The sequence below is a fragment of the Pseudomonas sp. DWP3-1-3b3 genome, from assembly GCF_049896305.1.
In the GTDB taxonomy this organism is placed as follows: Bacteria; Pseudomonadota; Gammaproteobacteria; order Pseudomonadales; family Pseudomonadaceae; genus Aquipseudomonas; species Aquipseudomonas azotoformans_A.
The window spans coordinates 920,395-941,604 of record NZ_JAFCUA010000001.1 but is presented as its reverse complement, the minus strand read 5'-3'; the positions used below and the strand labels follow the sequence as shown (position 1 = coordinate 941,604).

At 61.4% G+C, this 21,210-nt stretch carries 21 protein-coding genes; 13 read left to right on the top strand and 8 right to left on the bottom strand.

What is annotated here, in order from left to right; all coding sequences use genetic code 11:
- Positions 1-5: 5 nt before the first annotated feature.
- From ACP7BX_RS04585 to ACP7BX_RS04565, 5 genes are all read right to left on the bottom strand, one after another.
- On the bottom strand, positions 6-752 hold the full coding sequence (locus ACP7BX_RS04585) for a fimbria/pilus chaperone family protein (RefSeq protein WP_426128273.1): 747 nt from the start codon (positions 750-752) through the stop codon (positions 6-8).
- A 2-nt stretch (positions 753-754) separates the two neighbouring features.
- Positions 755-1,381 (bottom strand): DUF1120 domain-containing protein, encoded by a 627-nt coding sequence (locus ACP7BX_RS04580; protein ID WP_426128275.1) that lies wholly within the window; start codon positions 1,379-1,381, stop codon positions 755-757.
- Positions 1,382-1,462: 81 nt separating this feature from the next.
- Positions 1,463-2,083, bottom strand: a complete 621-nt coding sequence (locus ACP7BX_RS04575) for a DUF1120 domain-containing protein (protein WP_133074588.1) — start codon at positions 2,081-2,083, stop codon at positions 1,463-1,465.
- A gap of 33 nt (positions 2,084-2,116) precedes the next feature.
- Positions 2,117-2,728, bottom strand: coding sequence for a DUF1120 domain-containing protein (locus tag ACP7BX_RS04570; RefSeq protein WP_426128277.1), 612 nt, complete (start codon positions 2,726-2,728; stop codon positions 2,117-2,119).
- 31 nt (positions 2,729-2,759) lie between these two features.
- A complete protein-coding gene (locus ACP7BX_RS04565) occupies positions 2,760-3,389 on the bottom strand; it encodes a DUF1120 domain-containing protein (protein ID WP_426128279.1) in 630 nt (209 codons plus the stop codon).
- 362 nt (positions 3,390-3,751) lie between these two features.
- On the opposite strand from ACP7BX_RS04565, the gene ACP7BX_RS04560 reads away from it, so the two are divergent.
- The 8 genes from ACP7BX_RS04560 (at position 3,752) to dacB (ending at position 12,142) form a co-directional block, all read left to right on the top strand.
- On the top strand, positions 3,752-4,564 hold the full coding sequence (locus tag ACP7BX_RS04560) for a response regulator (RefSeq protein ID WP_269132906.1): 813 nt from the start codon (positions 3,752-3,754) through the stop codon (positions 4,562-4,564).
- A gap of 181 nt (positions 4,565-4,745) precedes the next feature.
- On the top strand, positions 4,746-5,381 hold the full coding sequence (locus tag ACP7BX_RS04555) for a response regulator transcription factor (RefSeq protein ID WP_269134162.1): 636 nt from the start codon (positions 4,746-4,748) through the stop codon (positions 5,379-5,381).
- 227 nt (positions 5,382-5,608) lie between these two features.
- Positions 5,609-6,223 carry a DUF1120 domain-containing protein gene (locus tag ACP7BX_RS04550; protein ID WP_426128281.1) on the top strand — a complete coding sequence of 205 codons (615 nt, stop codon included), beginning with the start codon at positions 5,609-5,611 and terminating at the stop codon, positions 6,221-6,223.
- Between the two features lie 97 nt (positions 6,224-6,320).
- The gene (locus tag ACP7BX_RS04545; protein WP_426128283.1) at positions 6,321-6,791 is read left to right on the top strand and encodes a nuclear transport factor 2 family protein; all 471 of its coding nucleotides are present in this window, start codon (positions 6,321-6,323) and stop codon (positions 6,789-6,791) included.
- Positions 6,792-6,828: 37 nt separating this feature from the next.
- The gene (locus ACP7BX_RS04540) at positions 6,829-7,104 is read left to right on the top strand and encodes a GIY-YIG nuclease family protein (protein WP_426128285.1); all 276 of its coding nucleotides are present in this window, start codon (positions 6,829-6,831) and stop codon (positions 7,102-7,104) included.
- Between the two features lie 75 nt (positions 7,105-7,179).
- A complete protein-coding gene (locus ACP7BX_RS04535) occupies positions 7,180-8,115 on the top strand; it encodes a glutathione S-transferase family protein (RefSeq protein ID WP_269132909.1) in 936 nt (311 codons plus the stop codon).
- Between the two features lie 109 nt (positions 8,116-8,224).
- Positions 8,225-10,645, top strand: coding sequence for a TonB-dependent siderophore receptor (locus ACP7BX_RS04530; protein ID WP_426128287.1), 2,421 nt, complete (start codon positions 8,225-8,227; stop codon positions 10,643-10,645).
- A 51-nt stretch (positions 10,646-10,696) separates the two neighbouring features.
- Entirely contained in the window at positions 10,697-12,142 is a 1,446-nt protein-coding gene (gene dacB, locus ACP7BX_RS04525; protein WP_426128289.1) for a D-alanyl-D-alanine carboxypeptidase/D-alanyl-D-alanine endopeptidase, read from the top strand.
- A 1-nt stretch (position 12,143) separates the two neighbouring features.
- Here the strand turns inward: dacB and ACP7BX_RS04520 are convergent, their stop codons facing one another.
- Positions 12,144-12,923 carry an IclR family transcriptional regulator gene (locus ACP7BX_RS04520; protein WP_038850009.1) on the bottom strand — a complete coding sequence of 260 codons (780 nt, stop codon included), beginning with the start codon at positions 12,921-12,923 and terminating at the stop codon, positions 12,144-12,146.
- Positions 12,924-13,043: 120 nt separating this feature from the next.
- Here ACP7BX_RS04520 and hmgA point away from each other — a divergent pair, with 120 nt between their 5' ends.
- From hmgA to ACP7BX_RS04500, 4 genes are read left to right on the top strand one after another with little or no spacing between them, the layout of a single operon-like run.
- The gene (gene hmgA / locus ACP7BX_RS04515) at positions 13,044-14,327 is read left to right on the top strand and encodes a homogentisate 1,2-dioxygenase (protein ID WP_033902479.1); all 1,284 of its coding nucleotides are present in this window, start codon (positions 13,044-13,046) and stop codon (positions 14,325-14,327) included.
- A 3-nt stretch (positions 14,328-14,330) separates the two neighbouring features.
- A complete protein-coding gene (gene fahA / locus ACP7BX_RS04510) occupies positions 14,331-15,617 on the top strand; it encodes a fumarylacetoacetase (protein WP_426128292.1) in 1,287 nt (428 codons plus the stop codon).
- Positions 15,618-15,629: 12 nt separating this feature from the next.
- Entirely contained in the window at positions 15,630-16,271 is a 642-nt protein-coding gene (maiA, locus tag ACP7BX_RS04505; protein ID WP_426128294.1) for a maleylacetoacetate isomerase, read from the top strand.
- 39 nt (positions 16,272-16,310) lie between these two features.
- Positions 16,311-17,678 carry an MFS transporter gene (locus ACP7BX_RS04500; RefSeq protein ID WP_426128296.1) on the top strand — a complete coding sequence of 456 codons (1,368 nt, stop codon included), beginning with the start codon at positions 16,311-16,313 and terminating at the stop codon, positions 17,676-17,678.
- Here the strand turns inward: ACP7BX_RS04500 and ACP7BX_RS04495 are convergent.
- Positions 17,675-18,478, bottom strand: a complete 804-nt coding sequence (locus ACP7BX_RS04495) for a SirB1 family protein (protein WP_033902475.1) — start codon at positions 18,476-18,478, stop codon at positions 17,675-17,677. The two genes, ACP7BX_RS04500 and ACP7BX_RS04495, sit on opposite strands and share 4 nt — an antisense overlap.
- A gap of 187 nt (positions 18,479-18,665) precedes the next feature.
- Here ACP7BX_RS04495 and ACP7BX_RS04490 point away from each other — a divergent pair, with 187 nt between their 5' ends.
- Positions 18,666-19,685: a Leu/Phe/Val dehydrogenase gene (locus ACP7BX_RS04490; protein WP_038850018.1), complete on the top strand. Its 1,020-nt coding sequence runs from the start codon at positions 18,666-18,668 to the stop codon at positions 19,683-19,685.
- Positions 19,686-19,693: 8 nt separating this feature from the next.
- Here ACP7BX_RS04490 and ACP7BX_RS04485 read toward each other — a convergent pair whose 3' ends face one another.
- Complete coding sequence (locus ACP7BX_RS04485; RefSeq protein ID WP_426128299.1) at positions 19,694-21,001, bottom strand: acetamidase/formamidase family protein; 1,308 nt, start codon at positions 20,999-21,001, stop codon at positions 19,694-19,696.
- Between the last annotated feature and the right edge of the window lie 209 nt (positions 21,002-21,210).

Here is a 21,210-nt window from a genome sequence, read left to right as displayed (position 1 = left end):
TGCGATCAAAGGGTGATCGGTGCTTCGTAAGGGGCTACTGCAAAGCCGTAGACCGTGGCCGGTTGCATCTGCACGGTGCTGGCCTGGGCCTGGCTGGCGGCGACGCTCAGGGTCTCGCCGGGCAGCACGTAGGTGCGCGGCAACAGGGCTGAGCCTTTGCCGGGCAGCAGCGTCAATTCCTGGGCCAGGCGCACCACGTAGGGCGTCGGGTTGTTCACGCTCAGTTGCTGGTTTTTCAGGCTCCAGACCAAGCCGGTCCACGGCGTGCGGTTCGGCGCGAGCCCTTTGGGATGCAGGATCACCGGCAGGTTCTGGCGCACCGTCACACCCACCCGTGCATGGCCGGCCTGGCCGGTGGCGCGGCCTTGGGGCATGCCTTCGAAAATCACGCGCTTGAGGCGCTGGGTGGTCAAGGGCGTGGGCGATTGCAGGATGAAGCGGATCAGTTGGCTCTTGCCCGGTTCGACGCGGGTCAACGGCGGCGTGACAAACAGCAGCGATGCCGGGTCTTCGGGAATATCTTCAAGGGTGACGTGCAGCAGGGCGAGCTTGGTGTCGGTGTTGGTCACTGATACGGCGGCCTCGCCATCGGCTTCATTGACGATCACCACCGAGGTATCCGGCACCATGCCGTCGGCGAGCACCAGCGTTGGGCCCCACAGCGTCAGCAGCAGTGCTGCGAAGTAGAGGCCGGTGTAGCGAACCAGGTTGAACACCCGTGTTATTAAGGCAACGCAAGGGAAGGGGAACATGACTACAAGTACCTCAGGTCTAGCACGATGGAGCCGTCCAGCGGCACCTCTTGGTCGAGGGTCAGGTAGGCGGCGGCGTTGATCGATGTCTTGATTTCCAGCTTGGCGGTGAGCTGACTGTGCGGGTCCGGAACCAGGGTGCCGGGGTGCGCGAAGCCCATGTAGTTATTCGGGTAGGCGTTGGTTTCGGGAAACCAGGTCAGGCCTTTGTTGCTGGACGCCAACACGATGGCGCGCTGGCCGTCGCCCACCGCTTCGCGAATGGCCAGGGCCACCGAGCCCAGGCGCTCGGCCGGGGCATGAATGTTGTTGCCCAGGCCGTAATAGAAACCCGGACCCACAGAGGAGTCGGCACGGTTATCCACGCCCACCAGCACGAACAGCACCGGTTGGTTGCACGTCACGCTCATGTCCAGCGTCCTGGCGGGCAGTTCGGTGAACTCGTACTGGTTGAGGGAACGGGCCGGCACCCGCCCGTGATCGACGATGCCGCTGGGCGACAGGATCGGTGTGCAGGCGCTGGGGGTGATGCTGCCGGTCAACGTCACTTCGACCGATGAGGCGCACAGGGCGGGGGTGGCGGTCAGGCAAAGACAGAGCGACATCAAGCGGCGTGAGAGCGTGTTCATGGTCTGTTGTTGGAACCGTGTTGAGGGGCCATCCGTGAGAACAGCGGTGGGCGCAAGGCAGTGCGTTGCACCCGTTTTGCGTTACAGGTACTTGACGGTCAGGGTGGCCGAGCCATCGATGGGCACTTCTTCGGTCAGGGTCAGGCTGTCGGCCGAAGCAATGAAGGGGACGATGACGACGTCGGTGACCAGCGACTGCACAGGTACTGGGGCGATGGTGGTGGTATTGGCCACGGAGGTGATGCCGTCGTTGGTCAGGTACATGTAGCGGGTCCAGGTCAGGCCGCCGTCACTGGAAGAAATGGGGCCCAGTTCCGTGCCGTCACCCACCGGCGATTGCAAGTACATCTGGAAAGCACCGAGTTTCTCGCTGCCATTGACCAGACCCAGGCCAAAGTTTGTATTGCTGGGATTGAAAGCGGACCCGGCGCGGTTGTCCTTGGGCTCGATTGCCATCAGGGTCGCAGCGTCGCAGGTGACGGTCAGTTGCACGGTCTGGTCGGGCAGACGGGTGTGGGTGTCGGCATTGAGATCCTTGGCGGAAATCTTGCCGATCTCTACATTGCCGCCGCCGGACAGCGACGGTTCGCAGGCACTCGGGGTGATCAACCCGCGCACGGTCAAGTCCACGCTGGAGGCGGCGACGGCGCTGCCTGCTCCAGTGAGCAGCAGGGTGGCGAACAGGGCGTTGAGGGTTTTCATGGTGTTGCTCCTAACTAGTTGAGAAAAAACGGCTTACCAGTACTTCAGTTGTAGTGTGGCCTGGCCATCGATCGGCACTTCATCAAGCAACGTCAGGTCGGTGGCGGGCACGATGATGGCGAACGTACGCAGGCGGGCGTTCAGGGTTTTCAGGGCGATGGGCGTGTTGGGGCCGTCGAGGGCCGCGAACGAGGTGAGCGCCTCATGCCCCAGGTAGATCGATGCGGACCAGTTGGCGCCGCCATTGCTTGACGTGATGACCTTGACCGGCTTGTCATCGGCCACCGGGTCGAACAGCGAGAACGCCACGCTGCCCAGTTTTTCTTTTTCCGGAGTCAGGCCCAAGCCGTGGTGCCGCGGGTTGATGGCGGACGTGCCCGCGCGGTTGTCCACGGTGGTCAAGGTAAAAAAGGTCTCACCCTCGCACAGCACTTCAAGCTGGATCTCCGCCGGGTCGAGCCGCGTGGGCGAGGCCGGTTGAAGATCCTTGGAGGTCATCTTGCCGTGATCGATCAGGCCGCCATTCGACAACTGGGGCGCGCAGGCGCTGGGGGTGATCGTCCCGGAGAGATTCAAGTCGGTGCTGCTGGCGGCAAAGGCGCCGGGCGCCAGGGCTGCGAGCAGGGCGAGGGTGGGTTTATCCATGGGCACAGGTCCTTGTGAGTGTGGAGGAGCGTTACAGGTAGATCATGTCCAGCGTGGCGCTGCCGTCGATGGGCATTTCCTCGGTGATGGGCAGGTCTTGCACACGTGCGATTTCGGTGACGAAGCGCAGGTCAACCTTTACGGTGCGCAGCGCCTTGGGCGTGGTGGAGTCGCCAAATGCAGTCCAGTGGTAATGGCCCATGTAGCTGCCGAAAGAGTTCACGAGCCAGGTGGCGCCCTGGTCGGAGGAATACAGTGGATAGACCGGCTCGTCCGCCACCGGGTCGAACACGCCTATCTGATAGGCGCCCAGCTTCACGTTGCCGCTGACCATGCCCAGGCCGTACATATGGTTGAGGGCAGGAAAGATGGAAGAACCCAAACGGTTATCCCGGCCGGTGAGGGCAAACAAGGTCTGGGCTTCACAGTCCACGGTCAGTTGGAGGCTCAGGCGAGGGAGCACAGTCGTGCCGGTGGGGGAAAGGTCCTTGGCGGCGATCTTGCCGTAATCCACCACGCCGCCGTCGCTGAGGCTGGGGGTGCAGGCGCTCGGCGTAATCGCGCCTTTTAGCGACAGGTCCACGGTGCTGGCGGCCAGCGCCACAGCGCCTTGGGCAATCAATAGGGCGCCTGCCAGGGCGGCGAGAGAGTCTTTCAACACAGCGGGTATTCCTATGCAAGGGCTTGGGGACAGATTGGCGCGGTGAAGTTGCCCATGGTTTTTTGGTTGTTGGGGGCACGCGCCACTTCAGGGAGAGCGGAGGGAATTTATCGCTGAGAGGTAAAGACGGGAATGCAACTATTACGAATGACAGGGTGGTAATGACAAAAGGGGGGTGTTTAGTGAGAAAGCCACGTTTTTCGCGGCTCAAGGTTGAGTTGTCGTAGTTGTTGTATCGCGGTTTAACACGCATTCGGATAGTTTTCGCGCTCTTTTATGGCCTTGATCTAACTCGTTTGGATTCGGGCGATGGTCTTTTTGCGAAAAGTTCGGGTGAGCTGATCGCCCTCATCGAGGGCTCTATGCCTGGTTACTTCCCACCCCCAGGTTCGCCCGGTGTGTTACCTGAGGTCGCCTGGCCACAGGCTCGGGTGCTGGTGGTGGATGACCATTACACCTATCGATTGCTGCTCGGCTCTCTCCTGGAAAAACTCGGCGTTGCCCACCTGTGTTGCCGTGATGGACAGCAAGCGTTGCAGACCTTGGCTGCCGAGCGTTTCGACCTGGTCATCACTGATTGCCGCATGCCGGTGATGGACGGCTACACCCTGACCCGTGAATGGCGCCGTCATGAGCAGGCTGAGGGCCGCGCGCCCATCGTGGTGCTCGGCCTGACCGGCAGTCTGGGGCCTGAAGAGATTCGCCAGTGCGTGGCGTGCGGAATGGACGGTTGGCTGATCAAGCCCATCGGGTTTGCACAATTGCGCGAGGTGCTGCTCTGCTGGCTGCCGCAGTTCGCGTCCACCGCCAGTGCCGGCAATGCCGCAAGCCCTGCGCCGGTACGCAGGCCTGTCTTTCCCAGTCGGGCCGGTCTGATCGAGGCTTTTGGTTCGTGGGAGGTGGTGGCACCGATGGTGTCCAGCCTGATCCAGGAGGCCCATGCCGACTTGGCTGTGCTGACCCATGCCCAGGCCGTGCTGGATGCAACGATGGCCGCGCAGTGTTTGCACCGTCTGGTGGGGAGTGTGGCGTTTCTGGGAGAAACCGGCCTGGAGACGGCGGCGGTGCAATTGATCAGGCAGGTGCATTCAACCGGTGTGGGAGAGAGCCATGCGGCGCTGGAAGCCTTTCGCATTGATGTGGGGCGCTATCTGAATTATCTGGCGAATCTATGAAGGAATTTATCCTTTTGCAATGTAGTACTTTTCTGTATGTAATTTCTTTTAATTGTGTAGTCCATTGTGAGAGGGGCTCTAAATACGGGGTGGAACAGCTAATCGATGAATTATTTCCTGTTGTTGCAAGATCATGATCGCGGTATTTTGGCGCTCTCAAATTGCCATCATGGAAAAACCGATGATTCGCATCATTATTGCTGACGATCACCCTATTGTTCGCGTGGGCCAGAAAGTGGTGATCGAAGCGAGTGGTAAGTGCAAAGTAGTAGGCGAGGCCGATGGTCCTGATCAACTTCTAGAGTTGGTCAGTCATATACCGTGTGACGTCATTGTGACCGACTTCGCCATGCCCGGTAATCATCAAGTTGACGGCTACGGTTTGCTGGGATTATTGAACCGTCAGTATCCCGATGTCCCTGTGATCCTGGTGACGATGTTTGCCAATGTCGCGACGCTGCGAGCGGCCTTTGCCCACGGTGCGCGCGGTGTCATCGCCAAGAGTGCGTCCGCCCGCGAGCTGCCCCAGGCGTTGAAGGCCGTGGTGCAGGGGCGTGAATTTGTCAGTGAGTGCCTGCGTGTGCAATTGGACCAAGCGTGTATTTCACAAACCACCCAGACGCCTACATTGTCCGGCAAGGAACAGGAAGTCGTGCGCATGTTGGCCAGTGGCATGACCGTCAGCCAGATTGCGGCACGGGTCAATCGCAGTATTTCAACTATCAGTAAGCAGAAGAGTACGGCAATGAATCGGTTATGTATCTCCACGGATGTGGATTTATTTGCCTACGCACGGGATACCGGAATGGTGCCTTAGTTTGCTTATGTATTCGTATTACTTGTAATGGGTGGACGCGGGTCGCGAGATAAAGTAAGTGTGTGCTCTAGTGCGGTGTGAGGCTGGAGTATTAATCCTTAGTTAAATGATAGAGCCGTATTTGTTGAGGCGTCTGGCGCAGTGATGTGCCCGGCGTTCAATAATAACAACGGACGTCTGCGAGCATTTACATAATGAGAAAGTTACTGAGTGTGATGGGGGCCGCTATGACCTTGGCCTACCTTGGGCCGGTTGTGGCGGCATCCAGTGTGGATGTCACCGTCAAGGGCAGTATTACGCCGGCAGCGTGTACACCAATGCTCACCAATGGTGGTGCGGTGGACTACGGGAAGATCTCCATCAAGGACCTGAACCCTGCAGCCCATTTGCCTACCGTGTTACCGGTTGTCAGCCTGCGTCTGAATGTTGAGTGCAGTGCGCAGACATTGATGGCCGTCAAGGTCCGCGATAATCGCCCTGGCAGTTCCCCAGAGTCGGATATGTTTAACCAGAACTTCGGCCTGGGATGGGTCAATGGCGATAAAAAAATTGGCTGGTATATTTTGAAAATGAGCAATGGCACGGCGGACGGCGTCGATCGTTCATTGATCGAATCAGTGGATGGCAGTACTTGGTTCGATGCGGCGTCTGCAGACCAGGTGTGGCAACCCGGCTGGATGAGAGCGTTGACGGGGGGCGGCGCAAGCCCATTGCCTCTGCCGGCGCAAACGATGGCAGTCGATATCCATGTGGGCACAACGATATTGTCTCGAATGCAATTGCCGAGCGACCAGGAAATCCCCCTAGACGGCAGCGCCACCCTGGACATGGTCTACCTCTGATCACACCCGACTCATTGATGCCGTAAATGGGCATGGCTTTGCGCCCATGGGCAGACTATCGTGCAAACCGGATAACAATAGCGCCCGGAGTCTGCCCATGAGTGATGCCCACACCGCCCTGATCAACCGTTTCTACCAGGCCTTCCAGCGCCTGGACGCCGAGGCCATGGCCGCCTGCTACACCGATGACGTGGTGTTCAGCGACCCGGCTTTCGGCGAGCTGCGCGGGCGCGATGCCGGCGATATGTGGCGCATGCTCACCACCCGCGCCAAGGACTTCTCCCTGACCTTCGACAACGTGCGCAGCGATGAACGCAGCGGCGGCGCGCATTGGGTCGCCACCTACCTGTTCAGCGCCACCGGCAACACGGTGGTCAACGATATCCAGGCGCGATTTGTGTTTCGCGACGGCAAGATCTGCGAGCACCACGACAGCTTCGACTTGTGGCGCTGGTCGCGCCAGGCACTGGGCACCAAAGGCCTGTTGCTGGGTTGGACGCCTATCGTCAAAAACGCCGTGCGTACCCAGGCGCTGCGTGGTTTGAAGGCATTCCAGGCCAGTCGTTGATAAGCTTGGCGCTCCTGTGTTTTAGCCGAATCTACCCGTGACTGATCCTTCTGAACCCAAGCCCTGGTTCGTCTATCTGGTGCGCGCTGCCAATGGCTCGCTCTATTGCGGCATCAGCAATGACCCGGTGCGCCGCTTTGCCATGCACCAGAGTGGCAAGGGCGCGCGGTTCTTCCTGTCCAGCCCGGCGGTGGCGCTGGTGTACACCGAGCAATGCGCGAGCAAAAGCGAGGCGTTGCGCCAGGAACGGCTGATCAAAAAGTTGAAGAAGAGTGCCAAGGAGTGCCTGGCGGCCAGTGGTTCATTGATTTGACTGATGGGTTCCCATCGCCCCGTTTCGTGTTGTTGCAGGCTAAGCTAGCGGCTCACTTCTAGAGCGGAGTCCGGCATGTCTGAATTGATTCTTCATCACTACCCACAGTCCCCCTTCGCAGAAAAAGCCCGCCTGTTGCTGGGCTTCAAGGGCTTGTCCTGGCGCTCGGTGCACATCTCGCCGGTGATGCCCAAGCCGGACCTCACCGCCCTCACCGGCGGCTATCGCAAGACCCCGGTGCTGCAAGTCGGCGCGGACATCTACTGCGACACCGCCTTGATCGCGCGCCGCCTGGAGCAGGAAAAAGCCGCCCCCGCGCTGTTTCCCCAGGGCCTGGAACTGGTCACCCAAGGCTTCGCCGCCTGGGCCGACTCGGTGGTGTTTTCCCATGCGGTGGCGTTGGTGTTCCAGCCCGAATCCCTGGCGGTGAAATTCGCCAAGGTGCCACCGGAAATGCTCCAGGTGCTGGTGGCGGACCGCAGCAAATTGTTCAGCGGTGGCACCGCAACCCGTGTGCAATTGGAGCAGGCCAAGCACCAATGGCCGACGATCATCCATCGTATCCATCAGCAATTGCAGCACCAAGCCGGGGATTTCCTGTTCGGCGAGCCGTCGATTGCCGACTTTGCCCTGGCCCACCCACTGTGGTTCCTCAAAGGCTCTTCGGTGACGTCGCCGTTGGTGGACGCCTATCCCGCCGTCGCCGCCTGGCTGGATCGCGTGCTGGGCTTCGGCCATGGTACGTCCACCCAGATGAGCGCTGAACAGGCCTTGGACGTATCACGCAACGCGGCACCGGCTGTCCTGCCCGAAGAAGTCTTCGAGGACTTGAACGGCTTCAAGGCCGGCCAGCAGGTGACCATTTGCGCCACCGACTACGGCACCGACCCGGTCGCGGGCGAACTGCTGTTTGCCGGGCGCGAAGAGCTGATCCTGCGCCGCAGCGACGAACGTGCTGGCACCGTGCATGTGCATTTCCCACGCATGGGGTTTCGCATCCAGGCGCAATAAACAAAAATATTTGCAAATAAAGGTGAGGTAAATCCACCGCCCATCCGTGTAGTGCTTGAAACTGCGATCTATTCGCATTAACAGCGTTTTCTACACGGGTTCTCACAGCATGAAGTCGACGGCGGGCGGTTGGGTTAAACAGTGGCTGGGAGCCTCGGTATTGGCGGTATCGGGGTTGGCGTTGCTGCCCCTGAGCATTGCGCAGGCGCAGGAGCAGCAGAGCGCCCAGTTCAACTTTGCCCTGGCGGCCAAACCGCTGCCCCAGGCCTTGAGCGACTTCAGTCGGGTCACCGGCATCAGCGTGATCTACACCGACGAAGCGCCCTACGGCCTCAGCGCTCCGGCAGTCAGCGGGCAGATGAGTGCAAACCAGGCGCTGCAACGCCTGCTGGGCAACAGCGGCTTCACCTTCCGCCAGATCGATGCGCGCACCCTGGCCCTTGAACCGCTGCCCACCGAAGGCGCGGTCAACCTCGGCGCCACCACCATCAGCGGTGTCGGCCAGGCCCAGGACAGCACCAGCTACCAGCCGCCGCCCACCAGTTCGGTGATGCGCTCCCACGCGCTGCTGCTGGAAACCCCGCAAACCGTCAATGTGGTGCCCGCCCAAGTACTGCGCGACCAGACGCCGCGCAATCTGGATGATGCCCTCGCCAACGTCAGCGGTATCACCCAGGCCAACACCTTGGCCAGCACCCAGGACGCGGTCATGTTGCGCGGCTTTGGTGATAACCGTAACGGCTCGATCATGCGCGACGGCATGCCCATCGTGCAGGGGCGTGCATTGAATGCCACGGCCGAGCGGGTCGAAGTGCTCAAGGGCCCGTCGTCGCTGCTGTACGGCATCCAGGATCCGGGCGGCGTGGTAAACATCGTCAGCAAAAAGCCGGAACTGGTGCAGTCCACTGCCCTGACCGTGCGCGGCTCGACCTTTGGCGACGGCAAGAACGGCAGCGGCGGCAGCCTCGACACCACTGGCCCGATTGGCGACAGCGGCTTGGCGTATCGCCTGATCGTCGACCATGAAGACGAAGACTACTGGCGTAACTTCGGCACTCACCGTGAGAGCCTGATCGCGCCGTCCCTGGCCTGGTATGGCGACAGCACCAAGTTGCTGTTTGCCTACGAACACCGTGAATTTCTCACCCCGTTCGACCGTGGCACCGCCATCGACAAGTCCAACCACCCGCTGGATATCCCGGCCACACGGCGTCTGGATGAACCCTTCAACAACATGGAAGGACGTTCCGACCTGTACCGCTTCGAGGCCGATCACGACCTGAACGATGATTGGAAAGCCCATTTCGGCTACAGCTGGAACCGCGAGACCTACGACGCCAGCCAAGTGCGCGTCAGCGCGGTGAACACCAACGGCACCCTGACCCGCAAGATGGACGGCACCAAAGGGGCAATCACCACGGACCGTTTCGCCACGGCGAGCCTGGAAGGCAAGGTCAATGTGTTCGGCCTGCAAAACGATGTGGTGTTCGGCCTGGATGACGAGTACCGCAAGATCTACCGCGCCGACCTGATTCGCCAGAACTCGCGCGCCACCAGCTTCAACTACAACAACCCGGTGTACGGCAACGAAGTGGCGGGCACTACCGTCAGCCCCGCTGACAGCGCCCAGACCGACCTGCTGCGCAGCGATTCGCTGTTCTTCCAGGACGCCCTCCACCTGAACGAGCAGTGGATTTTCGTCGCCGGTGCGCGCTACCAGATGTACGACCAATACGCTGGCAAAGGCGTGCCGTTCAAGGCCAACACCAACGGCAACGGCCAAGCCTGGGTGCCGCGTGCGGGCTTGGTGTATCGCTACACCGATGAATTGTCGTTCTACGGCAGCTACACCGAATCGTTCAAACCCAACTCCACCATCGCCGCCTTGGCCGATGGCAGCACCTTGACCGGCGACCTCACGCCTGAGGAATCCAAGTCCTGGGAACTGGGGGCCAAACTCGACATTCCGGGACGTATCACCGCCAGCGCCGCGTTGTTCAATATCGACAAACGCAATGTGCTGGTGTCCGTCGGCTCCGGTGCCAACACCGTCTACAGCATCGCCGGCCAGGTGCGTTCCCGTGGCTTGGAGCTCGACGCCACCGGCCAACTGACCGACAAGATCAGCCTGATTGGCAGCTATGCCTACACCGATGCGCTGGACGTCAAGGACAAGGACCCGACCCTGGAAGGCAACCGCCTGCAAAACGTGGCCAAGCACACCGGCTCGCTGGCGGTGGCTTATGACTTCGGCAACATCTTTGGCGGCGACCAGTTGCGCGTGGGCACCGGTGCGCGTTACGTCGGTGAGCGCGCAGGCGATGCGGCCAACGATTTCACCTTGCCGGGTTACACCGTGGCAGATGCCTTCGCGACCTACGACACCAAGATCGATGGGCAAAAGGTCAAGTTCCAGCTCAACGTGAAGAACATGTTCGACCGCGTCTACTACACCTCGGCGGCCAGCCGCTTGTTTGTGTCCATGGGCGATGCGCGGCAGGTGTCGGTGTCCAGCACCCTGGAGTTCTAAAGGGTTTGTGGTAGCGTTGCCGCCACTGATGTCTTGGCGGAAACGATACTGATGCATTTTGGACGATGGCTACATCTGCTGTGCTTGAGCGCTTTGCTGGGTGGTTGCGCGAGTGTTTCACCGACTTCCACCCCGGCAACCCTGGAGCAACTCCTGGCTGACCCGGCCCTCAACGGCGCCACAGTTTCCCTGATGGTGCGTGATGCCCGTAGCGGTAGCACGCTCTATCAACACAACCCGCGAACCCGCCTGATTCCTGCCTCCAATCTCAAGCTGCTCACCACCGCAGCGGCGATGGATGTACTGGGGCCGCAGTATCGTTTTTCCACGCAACTGTTGAGTAACGGTACGCAGCAAGGTGAGCGTCTCACCGGCAACCTTTACCTCAAGGGCCTGGGCGATCCGACCACGCAACTCGCCGATTACCAGGCATTGGCGGCACAGCTTGCGGGCCAGGGTGTGCGCCAGGTCCAGGGCGACTTGGTATTCGACGATACCTTCTTCGACGCCGAACGCCTGGGCGTGGACTGGGCACACGACGATGAAAGCACTTACTACGGCGCGCAGATTTCCGCGCTGACCGTATCGCCTAACACGGATTTTGATGCGGGCACGCTACTGGTCACGGCAAAGGCGCCCGCCATGGTTGGCCAACCGGTCAGCGTGGTGGTAAGCCCGTCTACCGACTACGTGCAACTGAGCAACCGTGCTGTCAGCGGCCCCGGCAACAATTACGGCATCACACGCCAGCACGGTACCAATCTGCTGCAACTCACTGGCGCATTGGCGCCGGGCAAGCAAAGCCGGCAGTGGGTGAGCGTGTGGGAGCCGACGCAACTGGTGGCCAATCTGTTTGAGCAGGCGCTGGCGCAGCAGGGTATCCAGGTACTTGGGCGACGTGTGATCGGTGGCGTCAGCCCGGTAACGGCCAGGGTGTTGGCCGAGCACCAGTCGGCGCCGTTGCAGGAATTGATCACGCCGCTGCTCAAGTTGTCGAACAACAACATGTCCGAAGCGTTGCTAAAGACCATGGGCCGCAAGGCATCCAATGCCGGGACGGCGCAGGCCGGTGTCGCAGCGGTGGCGGACTTCATGCGCCGCCAGGGCTTGGACCCGCTGACGCTGAGCCAGGTCGACGGTTCGGGCTTGTCGCGGCGCAATCTGGTGTCGTCGCAGAACCTCACCGATCTGCTGGTGGCGACTGCCAAACAGCCTTGGTTCGAGGCTTGGTACAGCGCCTTGCCGATCGCCGGCAACACCGATCGCATGAGCGGCGGCAGCTTGCGTTATCGCTTGCGCGGGACGGCGGCAGAAAACAACCTGCACGCCAAGACCGGCTCCATGGCCGGCGTGTCTTCGTTGAGCGGCTATATCACCGACGCCCAGGGCCGGCGCCTGGTGTTTTCAATGATCAGCAATAACTACCTGAGCACCGCCGCACCAATCCGCGCCTTGGAAAACCGTGTGGCACTGGCTTTGGTGCAGTGGCACGACTAGTTCAGGGCTGATAGCCCATGCGCCAACTCACGGCCCGGGTCGCCGCCAGCAAGTGCTGCGCCGCCGGGCCGTCTTCATCGGCATGGAACAACGAGGTGGGGCCGACCACGGTCATCACCGCCGCCACTTGGCCGATGGCGTTGAACACGGGCGCGGATAACGCATCGACGCCGGGCATCAGCAAACCGTGCACGAAATGCAGGCCACGCTGTCGGATCTGTTCGCAGGCGGTGGCGTAGGCCTGGTCGTCTGCCAGGGCATGGGCAGTGCCGGCCTGGATTTCGCGTTCGCGCAGTTCCACGGTTTCCCGCGACGGTAGAAAGGCGCTGAACACCAACCCGGTGGACGAACTGAGCAGCGGCAGCACCGAACCCAATTGCGTCACCACGGTGACGGCGCGCACGGCGGGTTCGATCTGCACCACGGTCGCGCCCTGGTTGCCCCATACCGCCAGGAAGCAGGTTTCATTCAATTCATCGCGCAGCTCCGCCAGGGGCATCGCGCCGACTTTCAATACATCCATGCTGCCCAACGCCGCCAGGCCCACGCGCAAGGCTTCGCGGCCCAACCCGTAGTGGTTGGTGGCGGTGTTCTGTTCGGCGAAACCCGAGGCGATCAGCGCCTGCAGGTAGCGGTGCACCTTGCTCGCCGGCATCTGCACGTGTTCGGCCAGGCGCGACAGCGAAGTGGCCGGGGACAGCTCGGCCAGGGCCTTGAGGATATCGGTGCCCACTTCGGCCGAGCGGACTTTCTGTTTACCGGTGTCGCGGGGCTTTTCCATGGAGGGGCGAGAATCCGAGAGATGAATGGGCGTCTTTATAGCTTGACGGTCGATAGTGATCAAATTACGTTATGCGTAACTGGATTACGATAAAAACAACTTCCATACAGAGGACGATCCATGAACCTCGAATACCTGTCGGGCTTCGGCAATGAATTCGCCAGCGAAGCCTTGCCCGGCGCACTGCCGGTCGGCCAGAACTCCCCGCAAAAAGCGCCCTACGGGCTGTACACCGAACTGTTCTCCGGCACCGCGTTCACCATGGTGCGCAGTGAAGCCCGGCGCACCTGGCTGTACCGCATTCAGCCGTCGGCCAATCACCCGGCATTCGTCAAACTTGAGCGGCAATTGGCCGGTGGGCCGTTGGGGGCGGTGACGCCCAATCGCTTGCGCTGGAACCCGTTGGATTTGCCGAGCGAGCCGACGGATTTCATTGATGGGCTGGTAGGCATGGTCGCCAATTCGGCGGCGGAGAAACCCTCTGGCATCAGCGTCTACAACTACCGCGCCAACCGATCCATGGAGCGTGTGTTCTTCAACGCTGATGGCGAGTTGTTGATCGTCCCCGAGCAAGGTCGCCTGCGCATCGCCACCGAGTTGGGTGTGCTGGACGTGGAGCCGCTGGAAATCGTCGTGCTGCCCCGTGGCCTTAAATTCCGCGTCGAGCTGCTGGATGCGCAAGCGCGCGGCTACGTCGCCGAGAACCATGGCGCGCCACTGCGCCTGCCGGACCTGGGGCCCATCGGCAGCAATGGCCTGGCCAATCCGCGTGACTTTCTGACGCCGATTGCCCACTACGAAGACGTGAAAAAACCGACAACGCTGGTGCAGAAATTCCTCGGCGAACTGTGGGCCTGCGAGCTGGACCATTCACCGCTTAACGTGGTCGCCTGGCACGGCAACAACGTGCCGTACAAATACGACCTGCGCCGCTTCAACACCCTTGGCACCGTGAGCTTCGATCATCCGGACCCGTCGATCTTCACCGTCCTGACCTCGCCCACCAGCACCCACGGCCTGGCCAACCTCGACTTCGTGATCTTCCCACCGCGTTGGATGGTGGCCGAGAACACCTTCCGTCCGCCGTGGTTCCACCGCAACCTGATGAACGAATACATGGGCCTGATCCAGGGCGCCTACGACGCCAAGGCCGAAGGCTTCCTGCCCGGCGGCGCATCGTTGCACAGCTGCATGAGCGCCCATGGCCCGGACGGCGAAACCTGCACCAAGGCCATCAACGTAGAGCTGGCACCGCACAAGATCGACAACACCATGGCCTTCATGTTCGAGACCAGCCAAGTTCTGCGTCCCACCCAGTTCGCCCTGGACTGCTCGCAACTGCAAACCACTTATGACGCGTGCTGGGCCTCGTTGCCCGCCACCTTCAACCCGAACCGGAGATAACCCATGACTCAGTCCACACTTACCCGCAGCTGGGTGGCCTCCGCCAATGGTCACAGCGATTTTCCCCTGCAAAACCTGCCGTTGGGCGTGTTCAGCATCAACGGCTCGGCCCCGCGCGCGGGCGTGGCGATTGGCGACTCGATCCTGGATCTGCACGCCGCCATCGATGAATTCGACGGTGAAGCCCGTCGCGCCGTCGAAGCGACGGCGGGTGGCCAGCTGAACGCCTTTTTTGAACTGGGTCGCGGCCCGCGCGTGGCCTTGCGCGAGCGCCTGCTGGAACTGCTGGCCGAAGGCAGCAAGCTGCACACCCGTGAAGCGCAGGTGCTGCGCCGCGCCGCCGATTGCCAGATGCAGGTACCGGCGCGGATCAATGACTACACCGACTTCTACGTCGGCATCGAGCACGCGCAGAACGTCGGCAAGCTGTTCCGTCCCGATAATCCTCTGCTGCCGAACTACAAGTATGTGCCGATTGGTTACCACGGCCGCGCTTCGACTATTCGCACCTCGGGCACCGACGTGCGCCGCCCCAAAGGCCAGACCCTGCCGGCCGGGCAGACCGAACCGACTTTCGGCCCGTGTGCGCGATTGGACTATGAACTGGAGCTGGGCATCTGGATCGGCCAGGGCAACGAGATGGGCGATTCGATTGCCATTGGTGACGCGGCCGATCACATCGCCGGTTTCTGCTTGCTCAATGACTGGTCGGCGCGGGATATCCAGGCCTGGGAATACCAGCCGTTGGGGCCGTTCCTGTCGAAAAGCTTTATCACCACCATTTCGCCTTGGGTGGTCACGGCTGAAGCCCTGGAACCGTTCCGCACAGCGCAACCGGCGCGCCCTGAAGGCGACCCGCAACCGCTGTCGTACCTGCTGGATAAACGTGACCAGGCCGCAGGGGCCCTGGATATCGAGCTGGAAGTGCTGCTCACCACCGCCGCCTTGCGCGAGCAGAACCTGCCGGCCCATCGCCTGGCCTTGAGCAACAGCCTGCACATGTACTGGACGGTTGCGCAATTGGTGGCCCACCACAGCGTCAACGGTTGCCAATTGCAGGCGGGCGATCTGTTTGGTTCGGGCACCTTGTCTGGCCCGCAAGCCGGTCAGTTCGGTAGTCTGCTGGAAATGACCGAAGGCGGCAAAAAAGCCGTTGAATTGCCGTCCGGTGAAGTGCGCAAGTTCCTTGAAGACGGCGACGAAATCATCCTGCGTGCGCGCTGCAACCGTGAGGGGTTTGCCTCCATCGGTTTCGGCGAATGCCGTGGCACCGTGATCGCGGCGCGCTAGGAGGGCAGGGCGATGGAACTCTACACCTACTACCGTTCCACTTCGTCGTACCGGGTGCGTATTGCCCTGGCGCTCAAGGGCCTGGATTTCACCGCGGTGCCGGTCAACCTGCTGGTGCCGGCGGGCGGCGCCAATCGTCAGCCCGAGTACCTGTCGATCAACCCGCAAGGTCGCGTCCCGGCCTTGCTTACCGACGAGGGCGAGCTGTTGATTCAGTCGCCGGCGATCATCGAATACCTGGAGGAACGTTATCCACAGGCGCCGCTGCTCTCCAAGGACCTGGCGACCCGCGCCCATGAGCGTGCGGTGGCCTCGATCATCGGCTGCGATGTTCATCCGCTGCATAACTCCAGCACCCAGAACCTGTTGCGCCAATGGGGGCATGATGAGGCGCAACTGTTGGAGTGGATTGGCCATTGGATCAGCCAGGGATTGGGCGCGGTGGAGCAGTTGATCGGCGACCAAGGGTTTTGCTTCAGCGAGCAGCCGGGATTGGCCGACACCTTCCTGATCCCACAACTGTATGCGGCCGAGCGCTTCAAGGTGCCGCTGGCGGCGTACCCGCGCATTGGTCGGGTAGCGGCGTTGGCGGCGCAGCATCCGGCCTTTGTGCAGGCACATCCGGCCAACCAGCCAGATACGCCTGCCGCCTGACGCTTGCTGTTCCATAACAATAAAAAACAGGTACTTGCGATGCACAATCAGATTGCCAGCTTTCGCGCGGCACTCGACGCCCGTCCGGTGTCGCGCTATCAGTGGCTGATTCTCCTGTTGCTGGCGCTGCTGCTGGTGACCGACGGCTATGACGCCCAGGTGCTGGGTTACGTAGTGCCGGCGCTGGCCCAGGATTGGGGGCTGGAGAAGGCTGCATTCGGCCCGGTGTTCAGCGCCAACCTGCTGGGGCTGACCTTGGGGTCGTTGCTGGTGACGCCGCTGGCGGACCGGTTCGGTGTGCGTCGCATCCTGCTTGGCTGTGTACTGATTTACGCCACGCTGACGGTGCTGATGGTATTCGCCAATTCTCTGAACACGCTGATGGCCGCGCGGTTTATCTGCGGCATCGGCATGGGCGGCGCGATGCCCAGCGCAATGGCTTTGATGTCGGAATATTCGCCGCCGCGCCTGCGTACGTTGATGGTGACCCTGGCGGCGTGTGGCTTCTCGTTCGGTGGCGCAGCGGGCGGTTTTGTGGCGGCAGGGTTTATCGAAGGCTTCGGCTGGCAGGCGGTGTTTCTGGCGGGGGGCGTGACGCCATTGCTGTTGTTCCCGTTTCTGGTGTGGTTGCTGCCGGAGTCCTTGCCGCGTTTGCTGCGTGATGCACCGCCCTATGCAAGGCTGCAGACAGTGACGTCACGCATGCTGCCGGGCTGGCAACCGCCGGCAGCGAGCGAGGCCGAAAACCAGCAGGAACAGGACAGCAAGCTGACGGTGGTGGAGTTGTTCCGCAATGGCTATGCGCGCCCGACGCTGCTGATCTGGGCGACGTTTTTTGTCAGCCTGATCCTGTTGTATTTCATGATCAGTTGGTTGCCGTCGCTGTTGCTGGAAAGTGGCTTGGCGTTGAAAGAAGCCAACCTGGTGACCTCGATGTTCCTGTTCGCCGGCACCGTGGGCGCCATTGGTATGGCCTGGTTCGCTGACCGCTTGAAAAGCAAAGTGCGCCTGTTGTCCTGCGTACTGGCTGCGGCTGCGGTATGCACCCTTCTGCTCGGCCTCAACCATGACAACCCGCGCTATCTGGTGGCCTGTGTATTTGCGGCCGGGTTTTGCATCATCGGTGGTCAACTGACCCTTAATGCCTTCGCCAGTAACTTCTACCCGGCGCATGTGCGCGCCACCGGCACAGGCTGGGCGTTGGGCGTGGGGCGATTTGGCTCAATCCTGGGGCCGCTGTTTGGCAGCCTGTTGCTGGCGATGCATATCCCGGTGCAGCAGATTTTCTTCTTCTGCGCGATACCGGCGGTGATCGCCGCGTTGTTGATCATTCAGGTGCGTTCGCCTGGAATCGAGGCGCCGAAGAGTCCGCTGCCGGGCGATATTCTCAAGACACCGCAAGCTTAATGCACCACTGAATTGGGCGGCAGGTGGCCCAGGCGCTCGGTCAGGCGCAGGCGCTGGATCGGGTCTTCGCTGAGCATCAGCGCGTGTTCCAGGTCGAAGCGCTCGGCGTTGGGGCAGTCCAGGCGCTGATAGAGGCTGGCCCTTGCGAGGTAATCGGCGGCGCTGGCGTTGCCCAACTCCAGCACGCGTTCGGCGTCGATCAAGGCCTGGAGCGGAACGTCGTTGGAAAGGTGCAGTTGGCGCAGGTTGCGGGACAACCGTTGCAGGATCGAACGCGGGTCGGCGGTGTGTAGGTGATCAGCCTGCAACTTGAGGTTGGGGCCGTATTGGCGCTGCAACAGGTCGCGGCAATCGTTGGGATACAGGCGCCGTCCGCCGCAGGGATCCAGCAGGTGATCGGCGCCGGGCACCCGCAACAGGAAATGGCCGGGGAAATTCACGCCGACCATGGGGATCTCCAGGCGCCGCGCCAGCTCAAGGGCAATCAGGCCCATGGCCAGGGGTTGTCCGCGTTTGCGCTGCAAGACCTTGTCCAGCAGGGCGGCGGCGGGGCGCAGGGGCGTGAATTCATCCTGGGCAAACCCCAGGTCATTCAAGCGCCGCAACAGCGGCTGGCCCAGTTCATCCGCCGGCAGCAGCGGCATGCCCAGGCTCACCTGTTGTTGCAGCAAGGTCAGTTCCTGCAGGATCTGCAAGGGCTTCACGGCCGGGTCGTGCTCGGCAGCAATCCACAACGCCGCTTCAAACAGCGCGGGTGGGGAGCGTTCCAGGCAGGCGAAAAAGGCTTTGCGGGGATTCATTGCATTCTCCGGCAGATGCCCCCGTTTTAGCCTTGCTGGGAATTTTCGTCCAGTGGCTTGGAAAATATCCTGCGTGCTTATGTCGCAAGACCTGCGAAATCGGACGGCTTATTCCAGCCTGGTCCGGCAGTTTTCTGCCGCAAGCCTATACTTGGCCCACTACCAGAAGTGATTCGGGAGCTTGACGATGTTTGCTCTCATGCACAGCACCCGCCTTGAATCGCTGCACTTGAGCATCGACCCGGCCACCGGGCTGAAGGCGGTCATCGCCATTCATAACAGCCGCCTGGGGCCTGCTCTCGGTGGCTGTCGCTACCTTTCCTACCCCGACGACGAAAGTGCCGTGGCCGATGCCGCGCGCCTGGCCCAAGGCATGAGCTACAAGGCGGCACTGGCCGGCTTGCCGGTGGGCGGGGGTACCGCCGTGATCCTGCGTCCCGGCCACGTGGAAAACCGCGCGGCATTGTTTGAAGCCTTTGGCCGTTGCATCGAACAACTCGACGGGCGCTACATCACCGCCACCGACAGCGGCACCTCGGTGGCCGACATGGATTGCATCGCCCAGCACACTCGTTACGTCACCAGCACCACCGCTGCAGGCGACCCATCACCCCATGCGGCGATGGGTGTGTTCGCCGGCATTCGCACCACCGCCATGGCGCGCCTGGGCAGCGATAACCTTGAAGGCTTGCGTGTGGCGATCCAAGGCCTGGGCAATGTCGGCTACGCCCTGGCTGAACAACTGCACGCTGCCGGTGCGGAATTGCTGGTAAGCGACATTGACCACGGCAAGGTTCAACTGGCCATGGAACAACTGGGCGCACACCCCATCGCCAACGATGCGTTACTCAGCACGCCATGCGACATCCTCGCGCCCTGCGGTCTCGGCGCCGTGTTCAACCGCCAGAGCGTCGGCCAGTTACGCTGCGCCGCCGTCGCCGGTTCGGCCAGTGCGCAATTGACCAACTTGCAAGTGGCCGACCAACTGGAAGGGCGCGGCATTCTGTACGCGCCCGACTATGTGATCAACTCCGGCGGCCTGATCTACGTAGCGCTCAAGCACAGCGGAGCGGAACTGCCGACCATCACCGCGCACCTGTCCAACATCGGCACGCGCCTCACCGAGATCTTCGCCCACGCCCAGGCGGAAAAACGCTCACCCGCACGGGTGGCGGATGAGCTGGCCGAGCGCTTGCTGTATCGCTGATACACCGATCAGAGTTGATACTTCTCACGTACCAGTGAGCCGACCCCCATGCGATCCAGAATGTGCATTGGGCACAGAATCGTGACGCGAACGGTCCCTGGCAGCCGACTGATTTCAATCGAGCCGTTAAGCGTTGCGCGGTTGCGCACCTCGTCCATCGACAGGCCCGTGACCGCCGCCGCGCGCTCCAGGCCGTTTTCCGTTGCCAGGTTGAGGTCGGCGCCGCTGCCGATAAAGGTAATGGGCCCGTTGTCTTCGATCTCGAACTGCCCCCAGCGCTCGCCCAATGCCTTGACGTGCAGCCGTTGCTCGGCGGTCATCGGGCGAGCCATGGGCGGAAGATCATCGAAGTTTTGCAGCAGAATCGGGCCGTCGAGGTTCAATCCCTTGATCACGTGGGCAGTAAGTTCGGTTTCACCCGATACATCGGTGGCATGCCCGGCAATTTCGCCGTTGCCTTGCTGGGCGTGCATATCGCCCATGTACACCCCGGCGCCGGGGACTCTCACCGGGCAAATCAGCACACAACCTTCGCGTACGGAGTTGGTGTCCATATGCCCGTCGGTTTTAGCGGCATGCAGTTGGTCATGGGTCATGCCGTAGCGGTGGGGCGCGCCGACGAGGTACTGGCCGAAGTCGGCGCAGTTGTGGGAATCCGGCAGATCCCGCGAAGGCGTGGTGCCGATATTGCCCAGGAAAGGCCGCATGTGTGCGGCAAGGCCGGGGATATCGGCGCGGGCCAGGGACAGAATCGAATGTTGCGCGGACATCTCCGGCAACGCCGCCATATCCGGTGCTTGGCCGGCGAGGCGGTCGGCTACCGCCTGGTTCACGGTCAGGCTCACCTGATGTTCGGCATCGAACACGATGACGTAGCCATGGCTGAAGCGAAATGCGCTGACTTCCGCCCCGCAGGCGTTGCAACGAATGGCATCGGCGCCGATCCCCTCGACATGGCTGGCGGGATGTTCTTGCCCACAGTTGGAGCAGAACTTGGCGACAAAGGGATCGCCGTGATAGCGCCCCTCAACAAAGCGCATGACGCCTGACGAAGTGGCCAGCGACGTCACGCGCATGCGTTTGATCTTCAGGGCCACGGCGTCACCGACTTCGGCGCCGGCGATGAATACGGGTTGAGTCACCTCATGCCCGCCCTCAAACGCGGGCGTGATCATCGGGCCCCAACACCCCGGTGGCGTACCGGTGATGAGGGTGCCGCCATCGGCGAGTGGGCCGAGCATCTTCTGGCTGGGGCCGATGAGGCCGTTGGTATAGGTGTTGACGATCAGGCGATCAACCGGTTTTGATTCGTGCATTTTTATTCTCCGGGTCCTATGTGATTGAACCTTCGGTCACGGTGTATTGATCAGTGAAGGTTCAGGCAGGCTCAGTAGACCGGTGTTTTGTATCCCGAATATGTCGCGCGGGTGCGCTAATACACAGTGGTACATAACGAGGGAAGAGGAAGGTTTTTCAGCTTGAAAATCCTGATAGGGTTCTGAGGGCGGGCGCTTTTCGGTACTTG